Source organism: Sagittula sp. SSi028 (assembly GCF_048553715.1).
Taxonomy (GTDB): Bacteria; Pseudomonadota; Alphaproteobacteria; order Rhodobacterales; family Rhodobacteraceae; genus Sagittula.
On sequence record NZ_JBLZNC010000001.1, the window covers coordinates 226,483 to 242,541 of the forward strand.

The 16,059-nt window shown below is 62.0% G+C and carries 12 protein-coding genes; 10 read left to right on the forward strand and 2 right to left on the reverse strand.

From position 1 onward, the window contains the following. Nucleotides 1-4 precede the first annotated feature (4 nt). From ACN5AZ_RS01060 to ACN5AZ_RS01070, 3 genes are all read left to right on the forward strand, one after another. Nucleotides 5-5,371 carry a peptidoglycan-binding domain-containing protein gene (locus ACN5AZ_RS01060; protein ID WP_419426995.1) on the forward strand — a complete coding sequence of 1,789 codons (5,367 nt, stop codon included), beginning with the start codon at nucleotides 5-7 and terminating at the stop codon, nucleotides 5,369-5,371. Nucleotides 5,372-5,498: 127 nt separating this feature from the next. Further along, nucleotides 5,499-5,831, forward strand: coding sequence for a hypothetical protein (locus tag ACN5AZ_RS01065; protein ID WP_419426996.1), 333 nt, complete (start codon nucleotides 5,499-5,501; stop codon nucleotides 5,829-5,831). 221 nt (nucleotides 5,832-6,052) lie between these two features. Beyond that, a complete protein-coding gene (locus ACN5AZ_RS01070; protein ID WP_419426997.1) occupies nucleotides 6,053-7,267 on the forward strand; it encodes a DegT/DnrJ/EryC1/StrS family aminotransferase in 1,215 nt (404 codons plus the stop codon). 4 nt (nucleotides 7,268-7,271) lie between these two features. Here the strand turns inward: ACN5AZ_RS01070 and ACN5AZ_RS01075 are convergent, their stop codons facing one another. Together ACN5AZ_RS01075 and ACN5AZ_RS01080 are read right to left on the reverse strand one after the other, a co-directional pair. Continuing rightward, on the reverse strand, nucleotides 7,272-7,673 hold the full coding sequence (locus ACN5AZ_RS01075) for a response regulator (protein WP_419426998.1): 402 nt from the start codon (nucleotides 7,671-7,673) through the stop codon (nucleotides 7,272-7,274). Next, nucleotides 7,670-8,917, reverse strand: coding sequence for a sensor histidine kinase (locus tag ACN5AZ_RS01080; protein ID WP_419426999.1), 1,248 nt, complete (start codon nucleotides 8,915-8,917; stop codon nucleotides 7,670-7,672). Before ACN5AZ_RS01080 ends, ACN5AZ_RS01075 begins: the two co-directional genes overlap by 4 nt. A 339-nt stretch (nucleotides 8,918-9,256) precedes the next feature. Between ACN5AZ_RS01080 and ACN5AZ_RS01085 the strand changes: the two genes are divergently transcribed. The 7 genes from ACN5AZ_RS01085 (at nucleotide 9,257) to ACN5AZ_RS01115 (ending at nucleotide 16,037) form a co-directional block, all read left to right on the forward strand. Further along, the gene (locus ACN5AZ_RS01085) at nucleotides 9,257-10,420 is read left to right on the forward strand and encodes an isovaleryl-CoA dehydrogenase (protein ID WP_419427000.1); all 1,164 of its coding nucleotides are present in this window, start codon (nucleotides 9,257-9,259) and stop codon (nucleotides 10,418-10,420) included. Between the two features lie 90 nt (nucleotides 10,421-10,510). Then, the gene (locus ACN5AZ_RS01090; RefSeq protein WP_419427001.1) at nucleotides 10,511-10,789 is read left to right on the forward strand and encodes a hypothetical protein; all 279 of its coding nucleotides are present in this window, start codon (nucleotides 10,511-10,513) and stop codon (nucleotides 10,787-10,789) included. A gap of 67 nt (nucleotides 10,790-10,856) precedes the next feature. Continuing rightward, the gene (locus ACN5AZ_RS01095) at nucleotides 10,857-11,357 is read left to right on the forward strand and encodes a lysozyme inhibitor LprI family protein (RefSeq protein WP_419427002.1); all 501 of its coding nucleotides are present in this window, start codon (nucleotides 10,857-10,859) and stop codon (nucleotides 11,355-11,357) included. Between the two features lie 29 nt (nucleotides 11,358-11,386). Continuing rightward, nucleotides 11,387-12,025: a hypothetical protein gene (locus tag ACN5AZ_RS01100; RefSeq protein WP_419427003.1), complete on the forward strand. Its 639-nt coding sequence runs from the start codon at nucleotides 11,387-11,389 to the stop codon at nucleotides 12,023-12,025. Between the two features lie 22 nt (nucleotides 12,026-12,047). Beyond that, the gene (locus tag ACN5AZ_RS01105) at nucleotides 12,048-13,646 is read left to right on the forward strand and encodes a carboxyl transferase domain-containing protein (RefSeq protein WP_419427004.1); all 1,599 of its coding nucleotides are present in this window, start codon (nucleotides 12,048-12,050) and stop codon (nucleotides 13,644-13,646) included. Between the two features lie 12 nt (nucleotides 13,647-13,658). Then, complete coding sequence (locus ACN5AZ_RS01110) at nucleotides 13,659-14,078, forward strand: ASCH domain-containing protein (RefSeq protein WP_419427005.1); 420 nt, start codon at nucleotides 13,659-13,661, stop codon at nucleotides 14,076-14,078. Between the two features lie 24 nt (nucleotides 14,079-14,102). Continuing rightward, nucleotides 14,103-16,037, forward strand: a complete 1,935-nt coding sequence (locus ACN5AZ_RS01115; RefSeq protein ID WP_419427006.1) for an acetyl/propionyl/methylcrotonyl-CoA carboxylase subunit alpha — start codon at nucleotides 14,103-14,105, stop codon at nucleotides 16,035-16,037. Nucleotides 16,038-16,059 lie beyond the last annotated feature (22 nt).

Below are 16,059 nucleotides of genomic sequence, written 5' to 3' on the forward strand. Positions count from 1 at the left end.
CCTATTGTTTAATTCCGAACTGAACGTCGATCCGGGCTTACCCTATGGCGATCTGGGGTCCTTTATCATTCCGGGCTGGTTCACAGTTTCAAGTGATGCCCCGACCAACTTGCTGCTGAACCGGCATAATCTGGTGCATGTCGATGGGCCGGGCGGGCCAACCCTGGTTGCGCAAGCGCCCGAAGAGGACGCGACAAACAACGGGCCCAGCCAATTCTATCTCGACAGTTGGGGCACAGAGACAGCTTATGCTTGGCAGTACTTTACCCCGAGCTGCAACGGAACGGTGGTGGGCACGGTCTTTGCGACCAGCCGCCACAATCACAACGGCAATGCGCCGAACCGCACAGGCACCGGCGCACTGTCAATCGTGCCCGTCACAGACATGTTGATGGAACAGCCCGCAGGGACGGCGGTCGCCCCAACGGCGGCGCAAGCTGCAATTGTGCAACCTTTGATCACCGATCACATCGCCGCACGGCAGGACTACGGCCTGCCAGCGGGGAATTCGGCAACCGACCCTTGGCTGCCCTATACGACATCGGCCACAGTTCAGGCGGGCCAGACCTACGCAGTGGTCGCGGAAATCGGCGCCCAGATGAACGTCGACCAGATCACGGTCGTCGAGGACTGCACCTTCCCGCCGCTGGAGGCTCAGGATGTCTCGCTGACCAAGACCTGCGAAGCTCCGGTGCCGCATATGCACAACGGCATATGGGGCCAGCGGTGGGACTGTCAGGTGGATGTGACCACCACTGTTGCCCCCTTCGCCGGCGACATCATTGTGCATGACGTGTTCACGAACACACCGCTTGTCGATGGCGAAATCCTGCTCGGCCAATCGGTCAGCGGCAACGGATCGTGTTTTGCTGGCGATTGTCTGATCGAGGGCGCGAATTTCGACAGTTCAGGCACGGAAAGCTTTACCTTCGACGTGTTTGTCGAGGCGACGGATACCGCCGACAGCTACCCGTTGGAAAACTGTGCGTCGGCAGAGATCGACGACGGCGCGGGCACCATGACGCCCGTTGCGCCCGCCTGCACGACGGCCACATGGGCGCCCGGTGTCGATGTGGTCAAAACCTGCGACCCGATCCCCGAAGATGCCACGGCCCCCTATACCATGAACTGCCGGATCACGGTCACGGGCAGCGACCTCGTGGGCGGCAGTTTCGTCAGTGTGATCGATGCTTTCGCCGCGCAGCCGCCCAGCGTGGCGACCGTGGCCCCGACGTTCATGAATGTCACCTCGACAGAGAACTGGAACTGCATTGATCAAGCATTGAACCAGCCGTCCTCGATGGGCGTTTGTGAACTTCCCGCCGCTGACCTGATGAATGCGGGCGGAACATCCACGCTGGACATCACCTTTCAGTTTGATGTGGATACCGCGCCCACGCAGGTGGCCAATTGCCGTTTCTCCGAAATCCTCGAAGACAGCTATATCGATCAGGCATCAGGGCAGCGCAGCGCTTTGCGGTCTCCGCTTAAGGGCATCGCGCCGCAAGCCGACGGTTGGCCGCAAATGCCTGATGGCTGTGTGTATGTAGATGTGCCCGGCCCGCAGCTGGAAACCAAGGTCGCGCCCGAGATCAAGAAGTCCTGCAACCAGCCCGTGCTAAGCAGCCATAACGGGGTGACGGGCTACGTCTGGCAGTGCGAGGCAAACATCAGCGTCGCTCCGTCACCATTTGCGGGGGATGTCAGCTTTACCGATGATGGATCGCAAATCTCGGTCGGAACGTCGTCTTTCATTTCCGTCTCGGAGCCTACGCCGACCGTTTGTCAGGGTTTGGGAACCGACACGCTGAGCTGCAGCTTTGCAGGGGCGAGCTTTGCCTCGCCATATACCGTCCAATATGAGTTGTTCACGCCCTTCACCGGCACGCAGGAAGCCATCGAATGGGAAAACTGTATCCGCGGCGAGGCGGTGACAGCGGCGGGAACATTCCCAAGCGTGCCGATGTGTGTGACCCGCTTCATCAAGCCGGGCGACGACATCGATCTCCCTCCGGCCAAGGAGGTGAAGCTTGAAAAGATCTGCGAGGCCAATGGCCGCGAGATCACCCATGACGGTGAGACCGGCATGGCATGGGACTGCAGGATCGAGGTGACGGCCAGCCCCGCGCCATTCGCGGGCAGCTTCACCTTTACCGAGGACGCCACCGCGATCAGCGGCAGCAGCGGGCAGATCATTGGCATCGATCAGGCGCAGCCTGCGGATTGGTCCTGTCTGCCCGGTTTGCCGACCCAAAGCACCGATTGCACCATTTCGGGGGCAAGCTTTGACAGCAGCGGTTCCGAGACGGTCGGCTTTACCCTGTTCGCGCCCAGCAATGGCGAGACCATCGATTGGACGAATTGCGCCAGCGGGGTCTATACCGCCGCCGAAGGGGCCGAGCCTCAGGAAGTGGGGGGCAACTGCCAGACGACCACGTGGAAACCGGACGACAGCACTCCGCCTGAGTTCTCGCTCAAGAAAAGTTGTCGCGGACCCTATGAGCAGGGCGACGCGCAGCAGTACAACTGTATCATCTATGTCACGCAGACGGGGGGTGATCCGATCACCCAGCCGCTGACATTGAACGAGCTGTTCAGCTCCACCACCACGGGACAATCTGCCTCGCAATACCTGATCGCCCTGATGGGCACGACCGGATGGGCCTGCGATGTTCCAACAGCAAGCTGCACGATCCAGCCTGCGGATTTCAACGGCACCGGCGGCCATCAGATCGGGGGCTTTTTCCTGATCCCCAATGGCGTTCTGGCAGAGCAGGATTTCGAGAACTGCGCCGCGCTGACCATGGGGGATCAGACCGTCGCCAGCGCGCCTTGTGTTGCGATTGACGAGCCCGACGGTCCCGCGTTCGAGGTGTCGAAAGACTGTAAACCTCTGGGTGATCGGCAGACCATGGGGCCGACCGCGTGGTTCCAGCAGATGCAATGTACCATCACGGTCACGTCCAACGGTGTGCCGTTCAACGACATGCTTTGGCTGGATGAAAACATGCTCTACGGGCCGCATGACGGCAGCCAGTCTATCATTGGCATGACGTCGAACGATCCGTGGGAATGCACCCAGCCGCCCTTTGGCTCTGCGGTGCAGCCTGCCTGTGGAATTCAGGGCAGCCAGTTTCCGCACACGACCTCTACCGTGGATGTGACGCTGAACCTGTTTGGTACGCTGGCCGACCCCTATGGCGCCGAGAACTGCGTGGCGCTTTCGCTTGGTGATGCGCCAAGCAGCGATCCCGACGACATCGTGGCCGAAACCTGCACCGAGATCGTGCCTGTGTCGCAGGAACCTGCGATTGATCTGGTCAAGACCTGTGCGCCAGCGGTGTCCACGGGCAACGGCCAGTGGAGCGTCGATTGTGAACTGACCATCACGGGGCAGAACCTGCCTGCCGGTCACCTGTTCCGTGTCACCGATGAGCTGATGTCATCCACGACGCAGACCGCGCTGTCGGGGCAGATGAACGCAGCGACCAACGCCTGTGGCGGTGGTCAGATGTCGGGCGGTGTCACGGCAAGCTGTGATCTGACCACTGACACGCTCAACTCGGGCAGCATCACCATTCCCTACACCGGCACTTTTGAGGGGCCTGTCGGACGCCCGATCAATGGTGCGCAGGCGATGAACTGCGCCTTTGTGGATGTGGCAAGCCTTGGCCTGCACGGTCCCACAACCGGCAATGGCAAATCCTGTGTTCCGATTGAATTCGAGGTCACGGCAAACACCGGCACGGGCGGCATTGCGGTTAATCCGGACATTCCCACGCCGGGCCGTCCCGTTGTGACGGGTCCGCCCTTGGATGGCACAGCAGGGGCCATCAACACCCCGCCATCGTATGAGGTGACAAAGACCTGCGCGCCTTTGGTTTTCGCAGCCGGTGCCCAAGTGGCGCAGGCGGAATGCGAGATCCAGATCACCACGCAGAACCTGATGCCGGGTCAGGTGGTGCGGCTGTCCGATGCGCTGTTCCTGCCGAACGGGTCGAACTCTGTCCCGTTCATGGGCAACTTTACGAACATAACGTCGCCGGGCCTCAACTGGGCGTGTAACAACTTTGCCTCTCCGACGGCTGTGGGCGAATGCTTTGAGGACAGCAGCAATCTGATTGCGCTGGGCAACACTGTGACGGCCACGTGGACCGCTCTTTTGGCGCGCGATGATGTGACCCAGCATCGCGGGCTGGAAAACTGTGCACGGCTTTCCGTCGGGCCGGGCCCGACGGTCAGCGCCTGTGCTCCGTTCGAGATCGCCTACCAGAAGGCGGCAGAGCCTGCGCCGGATGCGGCACCGGCCCCCACGCCGTTCGTCGAACACAGTCTGACGATAGAAAAGGTGCAGACGTCGGACTGCGTGGCCAACCGCAACACCCAGCGATACAGCTGCGGGTTCGAACTAAGCGTGCGCAACGACAGCACCACGCCGTTCAGCGGGCCGCTTGTGGTCACTGACACCTTCGGCAGTCCGTGGGCGCAGGCGATCACGCAGCAGTCGCAGGGCGGGTGGCTTTGTGCCCAGCCTGTCGGCGGGGCAGTGTCCTGCGAGCACGCGGGCCTGACGCTTCCGCCTGCGGCATCGTCGCAAATCGCGCTGGAGATGGAAGTGCAAGGGCTGGTCAACGGCGGGCAGTGGGAGAACTGCGCCGCCGTGGGCATCCCCGATGACCGCACGCAGCGTGTCGCCGCCATTCAGCAGGCGATGAATGCGCGTGGTCTGAATGCAGGGCCCGTCGACGGCAAACCCGGCCGCAAAACCTACGCCGCGCTGAAGGCGCTGCAAAGGTCGCTGGGCCTGCCGGTCAAGCGCGAATTCGACGACGCGCTGTTTGCGGCGCTGGGCCTGCCTTTGGCAAAACCGGGCGAGCAATCCTGCGTTCTCGTGGATCTTCCGCGTATGCCGAAACCACCCCTGCAGTGCGAGGCCGCCACCACCCTGAAAAAAGGAGAAAGCTGTCAGTGTCGCTATGACAACATGGTCCGGCGCAATGCGACGGCGTGCCAGTGTAAGGGCGGCTATGCCTTTGTCGCGGGCGAGGGCTGTATCAAAGAGGTCGTGCGACCTGCGCCCGATCCGGTCCCTGCGCCGCCACCGCTTTTGGAGGAAACGCTGACTTGCGACAAACGCTCCACCCGGCTGCGGGGCGACCGCTGTGTCTGCATCGACAGCCAGAATGCGGTGCAGACATCGAAGACCACATGCGGGTGCAAAAACGGATTGCCCATGGTCAACGGCAGATGCCTGCCCATTCAGGTCAAGCCAACCCCGCGTGAAGACACGCCCGACAGCCCGGTCGGCACACAGGACAACGGTAAGAACTGTGTGCTGCGTCTCAACGACATCTGTCTGAAATGGCAGTGAACCAAGCGGCGGTTATCCCATAACAACCGCCTGCTATCGCGCTTTTGGCGCGGATGGCCGAGAAAAAGATCAGTCCGGCGCAACACCGGGCCGATCATTTGAAACGACATATCAAAAGAGAAATATCATGAAGACATCATTCGTAGCCTCCGCACTTTTTGCCGCGGCTCTCGCGGCGCCCACCACGGCGTCGGCCAATTATTACACTTACCAGCGGTGCATGAACGGGGGCGGCAATTGGTTCACCTGTCTGGGCGAGCTGGCATGGGACGATGGGTCGATTGTTGCCCCCGAAGAGGTCGAGGAGACATTCGGCTTCCTCCGCGCCGATTTCAAAGACGGAGAGGACCGGGTCATGGAGACGATCAAGATCGTCTCGGAGAAATGCGATGAACAAAAGGGCAAGGCCAAGACAGCCTGTTATCAAAAAGGCCTGAAGTCGCAGTTGGAAGGCAAGTAAACTGCCCCGAATTCAGACGCCTGCCTGCATGGGTTCGAAACCGCCCCGTCCGGTGCTGCTGCGCCGGGCGGGGTTTTTCTTGTGCACGCCTGTCGCGGGGGACAGATGCAAAATCCGCTTTGTTCGGCGGAATGTCATCGACCCGACCGCTGTCCGAATGTTAGCAACGGTCCGGGAATGGGGGCTTTGGGGGCCTTCTGACAGAACAAAAGCGATGGACCATGACCGACACGCCTGACGTCTTCACCGGCAGCTTTACGCAACAAGAGCCGATCCCGCAAAGGGCCATCGACGCGGCGCTCGAGGTGCTGCAGCACGGGCGACTGCACCGCTACAACACCCAAGGGGACGAAATCGCGCAGACTGCCTTGTTGGAGCAGGAATTCGCGGCGCAGATCGGGGCCAAATATTGCCTCGCTGTCGCCTCGGGGGGGTATGCGCTGGCCTGTGCCTTGCGGGCGGTGGGCGTGCGCGCGGGAGAGCGGGTGCTGACCAATGCCTTCACGCTAGCGCCGGTGCCGGGGGCCATTGCCAGTCTGGGCGCAGAGCCGGTGTTTGTCGAGGTGACCGAAAACCTTGTGATCGATCTGGATGATCTGGCTGAAAAAGCAAGCGACCCCCGTGTCAAAGTGCTCATGCTCAGCCACATGCGCGGGCATCTGTGTGACATGGACCGCCTGTCCGAGATCTGCGCTGCAGCCGGCGTTCTGGTGATCGAGGACTGCGCCCACACCATGGGGGCTAGCTGGAACGGCACCCCGTCGGGGCGGCATGGCGCGGTGGGCTGTTTTTCGATGCAGACGTATAAGCATATCAACTCGGGCGAGGGCGGGCTGCTCGTCACCGATGACGAGGAAATCGCCGCCCGCGCGATCCTGCTGTCGGGGTCGTACATGCTGTATGATCGCCATTTGGCCGCCCCCCCGGCGGAGGTGTTCGAGCGGGTGAAATATCACACGCCGAATGTCTCTGGCCGTATGGATAACCTGCGCGCGGCCATCCTGCGCCCGCAGCTGGAGGCGTTGGACGCGCAAATCACGCGGTGGAACGAGCGGTATCAGACTGTGGAGGCGGGGCTTGGTGGTACGCCGGGGCTGCAACGGGTGATGCGCGATCCACGCGGGAAGATCGTCGGGTCATCAATCCAGTTTATGCTGCTGGACTGGCCGGCAGAGGCGGTGCAACAGGTGCTGGACCGATGCCGTGTCCGTGGGGTGGAACTGAAATGGTTCGGAGGAGTCGAGCCTGCAGGTTTCACATCCCGCTACGATTCCTGGCGCTATGCCGAAACAACACCTTTGCCCGTCACGGACCGCGTGCTGGCGGGGTTGCTGGACATGCGCCTGCCGCTGACCTTCAGCATAGAGGATTGCGCATTGATCGCACGGATCATCCGTGCCGAAGTCTCTGCCGTCTGGCAGGCAACCACAGGCTAGCTGTTCACCCATCCTGTGCCTGCGCCAAAAGGGCGTCCACGCGCTGCAAATGCTCCAGCGTCAGAGGTTTGCTGAGGTAGTCCTGCACGACGTTGAACTGTGAGGCGCGCGCCTTGTCCGCCTCTGATACCGATGTCGTCAGCATGACAACAGTCACACGGCAGAAGTTGCGACCAAAACGCGCGTAGGCGGTTTCGAGAAACTCGAACCCGTTCATCACCGGCATGTTTATGTCGAGCAAGATCGCATCAACCGGCCTGTTGGCGGGATTTTCCAGATATTCCAGCGCGCTTTTGGCATCCAGATATTGCACAAAATTCTCGACCAGCCCCGATTTGGAGACGATCCGTTTGTTCAGCTTTTGATCAATGGGCTCGTCATCGATCGCCATCAAAGTGCCAATCATGTGCTGTCCATCCTTAGCTTTACTGTGAATGTCGATCCTTCACCGGGGGTGGAGGACAGGTGAATGTCCCCGCCATGCGCTTTGGCCACACGCAGGCAGATCGGTAGGCCAAGACCCGTGCCGTCGATCTCGTCGTGCCTATGCAGACGGCGAAACAGGCCGAATATCTTATCGTGATGCTCGGGCGCGATGCCGATCCCGTTGTCCGAGATGTTAAATGCGATATACCCCTGCGGCGCGTCAGCAGGCGAAATGCGCACCACGGGTTTGCGCCTAGGATCGCGGAATTTGATCGCATTTGATAGAAGGTTGCGCATCAGATGGTTCAACAGCCGCGGATCACCGGACACAGATCCAAGCGGCGCGCGCTCGATGGTGACGTCCTGAGCGCTGATATCGGCACGCATGTCATCGATCACCGTTGTCAAAACGTCATCCAATGAAATCGGCTCTTTGGATTTTTGTTGATCCAGCGACGTCGTGTATTCCAGCATGTCTTCGATGATCTGACCCATCCGGTCGAGCGTGCTGTCCAGATCGGCCATCAGCTCCCGACTGTCCTCATCAAGTCCTTCACTCAGGTCTTCTTTGAGCGCGACCAGCAACATGCGGGCCGTATTCGTTGGCGATTTCAGATCGTGGGAGATGGCATAGGCCATTTCCGCCTGTTCACGGTTGATCTGTGCCAGCATGCCGTTTGCCGCCGTCAGATTGACGTTATGGGCGCGTTCAGCCGCCAGAAGCTGCGTTTGTGTGTCCAACCGCGCCGCTTCAAGACGCGACTGGGCAAAGCGCCGCATCTGTTGCCAGTACATCAACGAGAACACTGCAAAGGCCGCCGTGCTGGCCCATAACGTGTTGCGCAGCGGCCAGTAATCGTCGGCAAAGGCCTGTTTCACATCGGCGGTGGCGCGGGTCAGTTGTCGACGGGCGGCACCGTCCGGGACACGTACGATGCTGTCCACCCAGTGGATATCTGTATAATCATGACGTTCGTCCCGCAGATACAGCAAATTTTCGCGATAGCGGTCCAGGGTATCTGTCAGAAACCGGGTTTCGATCTGGATGCCTCTGGATTGGCCTAGCGTGTCGAGCCGCATAAGCGCTTTGTCGATGCTTTCGAGATCTTCGAGGGCCCGCGTGATATAGGTCCGATCCTTCGGGCGCAGCACCGCATTCTTGAAATCATGAATAAACCCCGCATAACCAAGGGCGCGTTCGATCTCGACCGTTGCATTGATCACCGCGTTCCAGTCTGCGCGAAGATCCTCTGTGCGCGACCATAAGAACACCGATGTTATGGCGGATAGAACGACGCAGACCAAAGTCGCCGCAGATTGAAATCGAAAGGAAAAGGCTTCCGGCAAAAGGGGCTCCGATGTGGCGGGGAACGCCGCGCGGGATCATTGCACCGCGGGTTTGGATCTCGCGCAAACCTTGCCTTGGGACATATTAATTTTTTGGAAACGCGTGCCGCGTCCTGTGCCTCGAATTTTCTAAATCCGGGATTGACGAACGCCCATCTGCGGCCTTTAATGAACACATGTTCAATAAACGCATGGCAACCGGGGGAGGGGCGTCATATGTTTCTGTCTAGCATGACATTCGATCTGGGCGACGAAGTGGGCGATCTGCGCGATATGGTGCATCGCTGGGCGCAGGAGCGCGTCAAACCCATGGCCGCAGAGATTGACCGCAAGAATGAATTTCCGCCCGAGCTGTGGCGCGAGATGGGGGAGCTGGGGCTGCTGGGTGTCACCGTCGATGAGGCCTACGGCGGGGCCGGGATGGGCTATCTTGCCCACACCGTCGCGGTCGAGGAAATCGCACGCGCCTCGGCCTCGGTGTCGCTGTCCTACGGGGCGCATGCCAACCTGTGCGTCAACCAGATCAGCCTGAACGGCAATGACGCGCAAAAGGCGAAATACCTGCCACGCCTGATTTCCGGCGAACACGTCGGCGCCTTGGCAATGAGCGAGCCCTCTGCCGGATCTGACGTGGTGTCGATGAAGCTGCGGGCGGAGAAGCGCAACGACCGCTATGTGCTCAATGGCAACAAATACTGGATCACCAATGGGCCGGATGCGGATACTCTGGTGGTCTATGCCAAAACCGATCCCGATGCCGGACCCAAGGGGATTACGGCCTTTCTGATCGAGAAAGAGATGGCGGGCTTTTCTACCTCGCCGCATTTCGACAAGCTGGGGATGCGCGGCTCCAACACGGCCGAGCTGATCTTTGATAACGTCGAAGTGCCCTTTGACAATGTGCTAGGCGAAGAAGGCCGCGGTGTTGCTGTTCTTATGTCGGGGCTGGATTATGAACGGGTGGTGCTGGCGGGCATCGGTCTGGGGATCATGGCCGCCTGTATGGACGAGGTCATGCCCTATCTGCGTGACCGTCACCAGTTTGGCAAACCCATCGGGTCGTTCCAGCTGATGCAAGGCAAAATCGCGGATATGTACACGGCCATGAACTCGGCCCGCGCTTACGTCTACGAGGTGGCCAAGGCCTGTGACCGTGACGATGTCACGCGGCAGGATGCGGCGGCCTGCTGTCTGTATGCCAGCGAACAGGCTATGGTGCAGGCCCATCAGGCCGTTCAGGCGCTGGGTGGGGCGGGTTTTCTCAATGATGCGCCGGTTGCGCGGATCTTCCGCGATGCCAAGCTGATGGAGATCGGTGCGGGCACCTCTGAAATTCGTCGCATGTTGGTGGGGCGCGAGCTGATGGGAACCATGGGGTGAGACAGGCTGCCACACAGCGCGCTTCGCACTGGACCCGCGCGGGGGACTGCGCCACCTTTGGTGCTGTATCGCATGCGAAGGGGGCGGGCCATGCCGCGCTGGATCTGGTGGGTGCCGTTCGGGCTGTTGGTGGTGGCAGGCGCGCTGGTGGCATTCCGGCTGGGCTTCATCGATGCGCATCTGACCGAAAGCGATGCGATCATGCATTACGCCCAGCGTCACGCCCGCATCACCGGCGGCGCGGTGGGCGAGTGTCTGGCCACGCCCGGACGGGACACTTGGCTGGAACTGCGCTGTTCCAGCAACGGGCGTCTCTACACCTATGCGATCAACCGCTTCGGGGGGCTGCAGCGCGAGACAGTGCAATAGGCGTCATGCGGGAACCGGCTGTGCGGCGCGGGGTTGGTTCCGATACACCTGTCTTGGAAAGGACACCATGATGACCCTTCGCGCCTGCGCCGTTCTGTGCCTAAGCTTGACCGCACCTGCGGCGACCTTCGCTCAGGAAGTGACCTTTAGCCCTGAGGCCACGATGCAATGCCTGCAAGAGGATCTGACCAACGGGGTGGCCTGTATCGGGGCCTCTGCGGATCAATGTATGATCGACACGGACGGGGGCGACACCACCGTTGGCATGGGGGGCTGTCTCGATGCGGAACGCGCCTACTGGGACGCGCGGCTGAACGCGGCCTTTGGCGCGCGCCTGTCGGAGGCGCAAGAGGCGGATGCCGAGGCGGCCAGCCAGAATGTGAGCGCCCCTTCGCAGGAAACCGCCCTGCGCGAGATGCAGCGCGCGTGGATCGGCTTTCGGGACAAACGCTGCGCTTGGGCGTCGGCGCTATGGTCCGGGGGAACCGGCGCGGGGCCTGCGACCTTGGGCTGTTTGATGCTGACCACGGGGGAACAGGCGCTTTATTTGGAAAACTACGTGCGGTGATGGGAATGCGGCGCCACGGACATCACGCTTTGCATCGAGGTGCTGGGGGACTGCGCCAGATCGCGCTGGGCGCGGCGATTGTGATGTTTGGTGCAATGCAAAGCGCGGCGCAGGATGCAGATCCGGCCGAGGATCTGATGCCACTGCCCAGCTTTGCCGACTGTATGAACGAAGAAGCCGCGCGGTACGAGCGGGCATTGCGTGCGGCGCAAGGCATGTCCACGCCGCAAAAGTTCGAGATCGGCGATACACGTGGCACCGGCTACTGCGGATCGGTCGGCTTTGTGCTGTGTGACCGCAAGGGCGATCTGGCCCGCGTGCAAAACTGCCAGTCGCTGTTTGCGCTGGAACAGGATGTGCTGGCGTCAAAAGTGCGCGCGGGATTGCCGGTGCCAGACGCGCTGGGCGAAACAGGCACGGATGTCGAAAGGGAGCTGTACCAACGGCTCTATGCGCTGGCGCATGGCTCCTCGGCGGGGCCGGACTGCGCCGGAGACATCCCGCAGCGCCGCACATGGTGCACCGCGTGGGAGGCCAACAACCGGCTGTCCAACGCCATTCTTGCGTGGCAGCTGGCGCGCTTTCTGGGGGCTGCGGAGCCGGCGGTTGTCGCAGGCTGGGCCGAGACCCCGCCGCCACAGCGGCCACAGGCCCGCGCAACAGACTAAGGGATCGGGGGAGGAGACAGGGATGAGGTTGAAATCAGCGGTCCTGACGGGATCAGACAGCTACAAAGTAAACCGTGCCGCGCATCTGGAGGCATTGGACCAGATCGCCGAGGTCGCAGCCCGTGCGGCACACGGCGGCGGGACCAAATCGCGGGAGCGCCACCTGTCGCGGGGCAAGATGCTGCCACGGGACCGCGTGGCCGGGCTGCTTGATCCCGGCACCGCCTTTCTGGAGATCGGCGCATTGGCCGCCCACGGGATGTATGACGATGTCGCCCCCTGCGCGGGGGTGATCGCGGGCATCGGACAGGTGCAGGGGCGGCAGGTCATGGTGATCTGCAATGATGCCACTGTGAAGGGGGGCACATATTACCCCATGACGGTGAAAAAGCACCTCCGCGCGCAAGAGATCGCCGAGGAATGCGAACTGCCCTGCATCTATCTGGTCGACAGCGGGGGGGCGAACCTGCCCAATCAGGACGAGGTCTTTCCCGACCGCGACCACTTTGGCCGGATTTTCTACAATCAGGCCCGCATGTCCGCCAAAGGGATCGCTCAGATCGCTGTGGTGATGGGGTCCTGTACGGCGGGGGGGGCCTATGTGCCCGCCATGTCGGATGTGTCGATCATTGTGCGTGAACAGGGGACGATCTTTCTGGCCGGGCCTCCCTTGGTCAAGGCCGCAACGGGCGAGGTTGTCACAGCCGAGGATCTGGGCGGCGGGGATGTGCACACGCGCCTGTCGGGGGTGGCGGATTATCTGGCCGATGATGATGCGCATGCTTTGGCCTTGGCGCGTCGCGCGGTAGGCGCTCTGGGTGGGACGGGTGGCACGGCGCTGCCCACCGGAGAAGAGCCCGCCTTTGACCCCGACGAACTGCTGGGCGTGGTGCCCGCCGATCTGCGCACGCCCTATGACATTCGCGAGGTGATCGCCCGTCTGGTGGATGGCTCGTACTTTGATGAATTCAAACAGCGTTTTGGCGAAACGCTGGTCTGTGGCTTAGCCAAACTGCGGGGGATGGACATCGGCATCATCGCCAACAACGGGGTGCTGTTTTCCGAAAGTGCCGCGAAGGGCGCGCATTTCGTGGAGCTTTGTTCCCAGCGCAAGATCCCGTTGGTGTTCTTGCAGAACATCACTGGTTTTATGGTGGGGCGGAAATACGAAAACGAGGGCATCGCCCGCCACGGGGCCAAGATGGTGACCGCGGTCGCCAGCACAGCTGTTCCCAAGGTGACCATGCTTGTGGGCGGCTCCTTCGGGGCGGGCAACTACGGGATGGCGGGGCGCGCCTATCAGCCGCGCTTTTTGTGGACCTGGCCGAACAGCCGCATTTCCGTCATGGGCGGCCCGCAGGCAGCTGGTGTTCTGGCCACGGTCAAACGCGATGCCATCGAACGGGCGGGGGGCACATGGTCCGACACGGAGGAGGCGGACTTCAAACGTCCCACGCTGGAGATGTTCGAACGCCAGTCACATCCGCTGTATGCCACCGCCCGTTTGTGGGACGACGGCATTATCGATCCGCGCAAATCGCGCGACGTTCTGGCGCTGTCGCTGATGGCGGCGCTGAACGCACCGATCGGGGACACGCGCTTTGGCGTGTTTCGCATGTGAACGGAGACAGCCATGCCCAAACAGACACTACAGCAGATCATCGACGCCAACCCCGAGGCAGAGACCTTTCGTTTCGGGGACACGCCCAAGCTGTCGGCGCAGATCATCGATCTTGTCCGCTCTGGCAAAAAGACCGCCACGGTGGAGGCGATGCGCGTCTACGGCAAAGGCGGGGATGCGCTGCCACAGGTCGGGCGGCGCGACGTGGCGCTGAATTGGGATGGCAGTCCCGCCGTGATGGTCGAGACCACCGAGGTCAAGGTGATGCGCTTTGACGAGATGACCGAGGATCTGGTCACAGCACAGGGAGAGTTCCGTGATCTGGCGCATTGGCGCAAAGCCTACCGCGCGTATTTCTCGCGCAATGGCGGGGTGAGTGAAGACATGGAAATTATGTGCGAGCGGTTCCGCGTGGTGGAGGACTACGCGTGACCGTCACGAGGGGGAGGGGAGACGATGTTTGATACGCTGCTGATTGCCAACCGTGGAGAGATCGCCTGTCGCATCATACGCACCGCGCGCGCCATGGGGCTGCGCTGTGTTGCGGTGCACAGTGACGTGGATGCGGACGCCATGCATGTGGCAATGGCGGATATGGCAGTCTGTATCGGGGGGGCTGCGCCCGCGGACAGCTACCTGCGTGCGGATCGCATCATTCAGGCGGCCCGCGACACGGGCGCCGGGGCGATCCATCCCGGCTATGGCTTTTTGTCGGAGAACCCCGATTTCGTCGAACAGGTGGAGGCCGCCGGTCTGGTGTTTGTCGGCCCATCGGCGGATGCGATCCGCAAGATGGGGCTGAAGGACGCAGCCAAGCAGTTGATGGAACAGGCAGGCGTGCCTGTGGTGCCCGGCTACATGGGCGACGATCAAACCCCTGATCTGCTGGCGCTAGAGGCGGAGCGCATCGGCTATCCCGTTCTGATCAAGGCGGTCGCCGGTGGCGGCGGAAAGGGCATGCGGCTGGTCGAACGCGCCGGTGATTTCCCCGACGCGCTGGACCGCGCCCGGGCGGAAGCCAAGACCGCCTTTGGCAATGACCGTGTGCTGATCGAGAAATTCATCGAACAGCCGCGCCACATCGAGGTGCAGGTGTTTGGCGATGGCACGCAGGCGGTGCACCTGTTTGAACGCGACTGCTCGCTCCAGCGCCGTCACCAGAAGGTCATCGAGGAAGCCCCGGCACCGGGCATGACGCCCGAGATGCGCGCCGCCATGGGGCAGGCCGCTGTGCGCGCCGCCGAGGCGATTGCCTACCGTGGGGCGGGCACCGTGGAATTCATCGTCGATGGCGCAAACGGTCTGCGGCCCGACGGGTTCTGGTTCATGGAGATGAATACTCGCCTTCAGGTGGAACATCCCGTCACCGAGGAAATCTGCGGCGTCGATCTGGTGGAATGGCAATTGCGTGTGGCGCTGGGCGAGGCTTTGCCCTGTGCGCAAGACGATCTGTCGATCAAAGGTCACGCTTTTGAGGCGCGGCTTTACGCCGAGGACGTGCCAGCGGGGTTCCTGCCCGCGACAGGCCAACTGGCCGAGCTGAGCTTCCCCGAAGGCGTGCGCGCCGAAACCGGCGTGCGCAGCGGCGACCGGATCAGCCCGCATTATGACCCGATGATCGCCAAGCTGGTGGTGCATGGGCCATCGCGAGCGGTGGCCTTGCGCAAGCTGGCACGCGGCTTGCGGCAGACGCGGGTGGCGGGCACGGTGACAAACCTCGCCTTTCTCGGGGCCTTGGCCGAACACGAGGGGTTCGGGCGTGGGGAGGTGGACACCGGCCTGATCGCCCGCGATCTGGACCTGTTGACCGCGCCGACCGAGATCACACCGCAGCACTGGGCCGAGGTCGCCTTGGCCGCGCTGGGCGTGGCGGCGTCGGGGGACTGGGCGCAGGGGTTCACCCTGTGGCAGCCGCTGCGCCATCACGTGACGTTGACCCACGGTGATGACACGCGACAGGTGAGCGTTGAGATCGCGGGCAAATCCGCCTCTGTCGACGTTGCGGGGCAAACGGTGCGTTGCACAGCGTCACCTGCGGGCTGGTTGTTTGACGGCCAACGGGGGCAGGGCGCCCACATCGGGCCGCAACAGATCACGCTCTTCGCGCGTGAGGGGCTGGTATTCGACCTGCATGATCCACTGGATGCCGAGGGCGATGTGGCGCCGGGTGGCGCAACATTTGCCCCGATGCCGGGCCGTGTGGTCAGCGTCGATGTGGTGGCAGGGCAAACCGTGCAGGCGGGCGACCGTCTGGCCGTTCTGGAGGCGATGAAGATGGAGCACAGCCTGACCGCCTTGGCCGATGGCACCGTGGCCGAAGTTCTGGTGGCCGAGGGCGATCAGGTCGAAGCAGGCGCGGCCTTGGTGATGATGGAGGAGACAGCCGAATGACCCCGACCACACATCAGACAAA

What these genes read in the sequence shown, in the direction of transcription:
- ACN5AZ_RS01065 (WP_419426996.1), top strand. Translation starts at nt 5,499, where the DNA reads ATGAAGACATCATTCGTAGCCTCCGCACTTTTTGCCGCGGCTCTCGCG.
- ACN5AZ_RS01070 (WP_419426997.1), top strand. Translation starts at nt 6,053, where the DNA reads ATGACCGACACGCCTGACGTCTTCACCGGCAGCTTTACGCAACAAGAG.
- ACN5AZ_RS01075 (WP_419426998.1), bottom strand. Translation starts at nt 7,673, where the DNA reads ATGATTGGCACTTTGATGGCGATCGATGACGAGCCCATTGATCAAAAG.
- ACN5AZ_RS01085 (WP_419427000.1), top strand. Translation starts at nt 9,257, where the DNA reads ATGTTTCTGTCTAGCATGACATTCGATCTGGGCGACGAAGTGGGCGAT.
- ACN5AZ_RS01090 (WP_419427001.1), top strand. Translation starts at nt 10,511, where the DNA reads ATGCCGCGCTGGATCTGGTGGGTGCCGTTCGGGCTGTTGGTGGTGGCA.
- ACN5AZ_RS01095 (WP_419427002.1), top strand. Translation starts at nt 10,857, where the DNA reads ATGATGACCCTTCGCGCCTGCGCCGTTCTGTGCCTAAGCTTGACCGCA.
- ACN5AZ_RS01105 (WP_419427004.1), top strand. Translation starts at nt 12,048, where the DNA reads ATGAGGTTGAAATCAGCGGTCCTGACGGGATCAGACAGCTACAAAGTA.
- ACN5AZ_RS01110 (WP_419427005.1), top strand. Translation starts at nt 13,659, where the DNA reads ATGCCCAAACAGACACTACAGCAGATCATCGACGCCAACCCCGAGGCA.
- ACN5AZ_RS01115 (WP_419427006.1), top strand. Translation starts at nt 14,103, where the DNA reads ATGTTTGATACGCTGCTGATTGCCAACCGTGGAGAGATCGCCTGTCGC.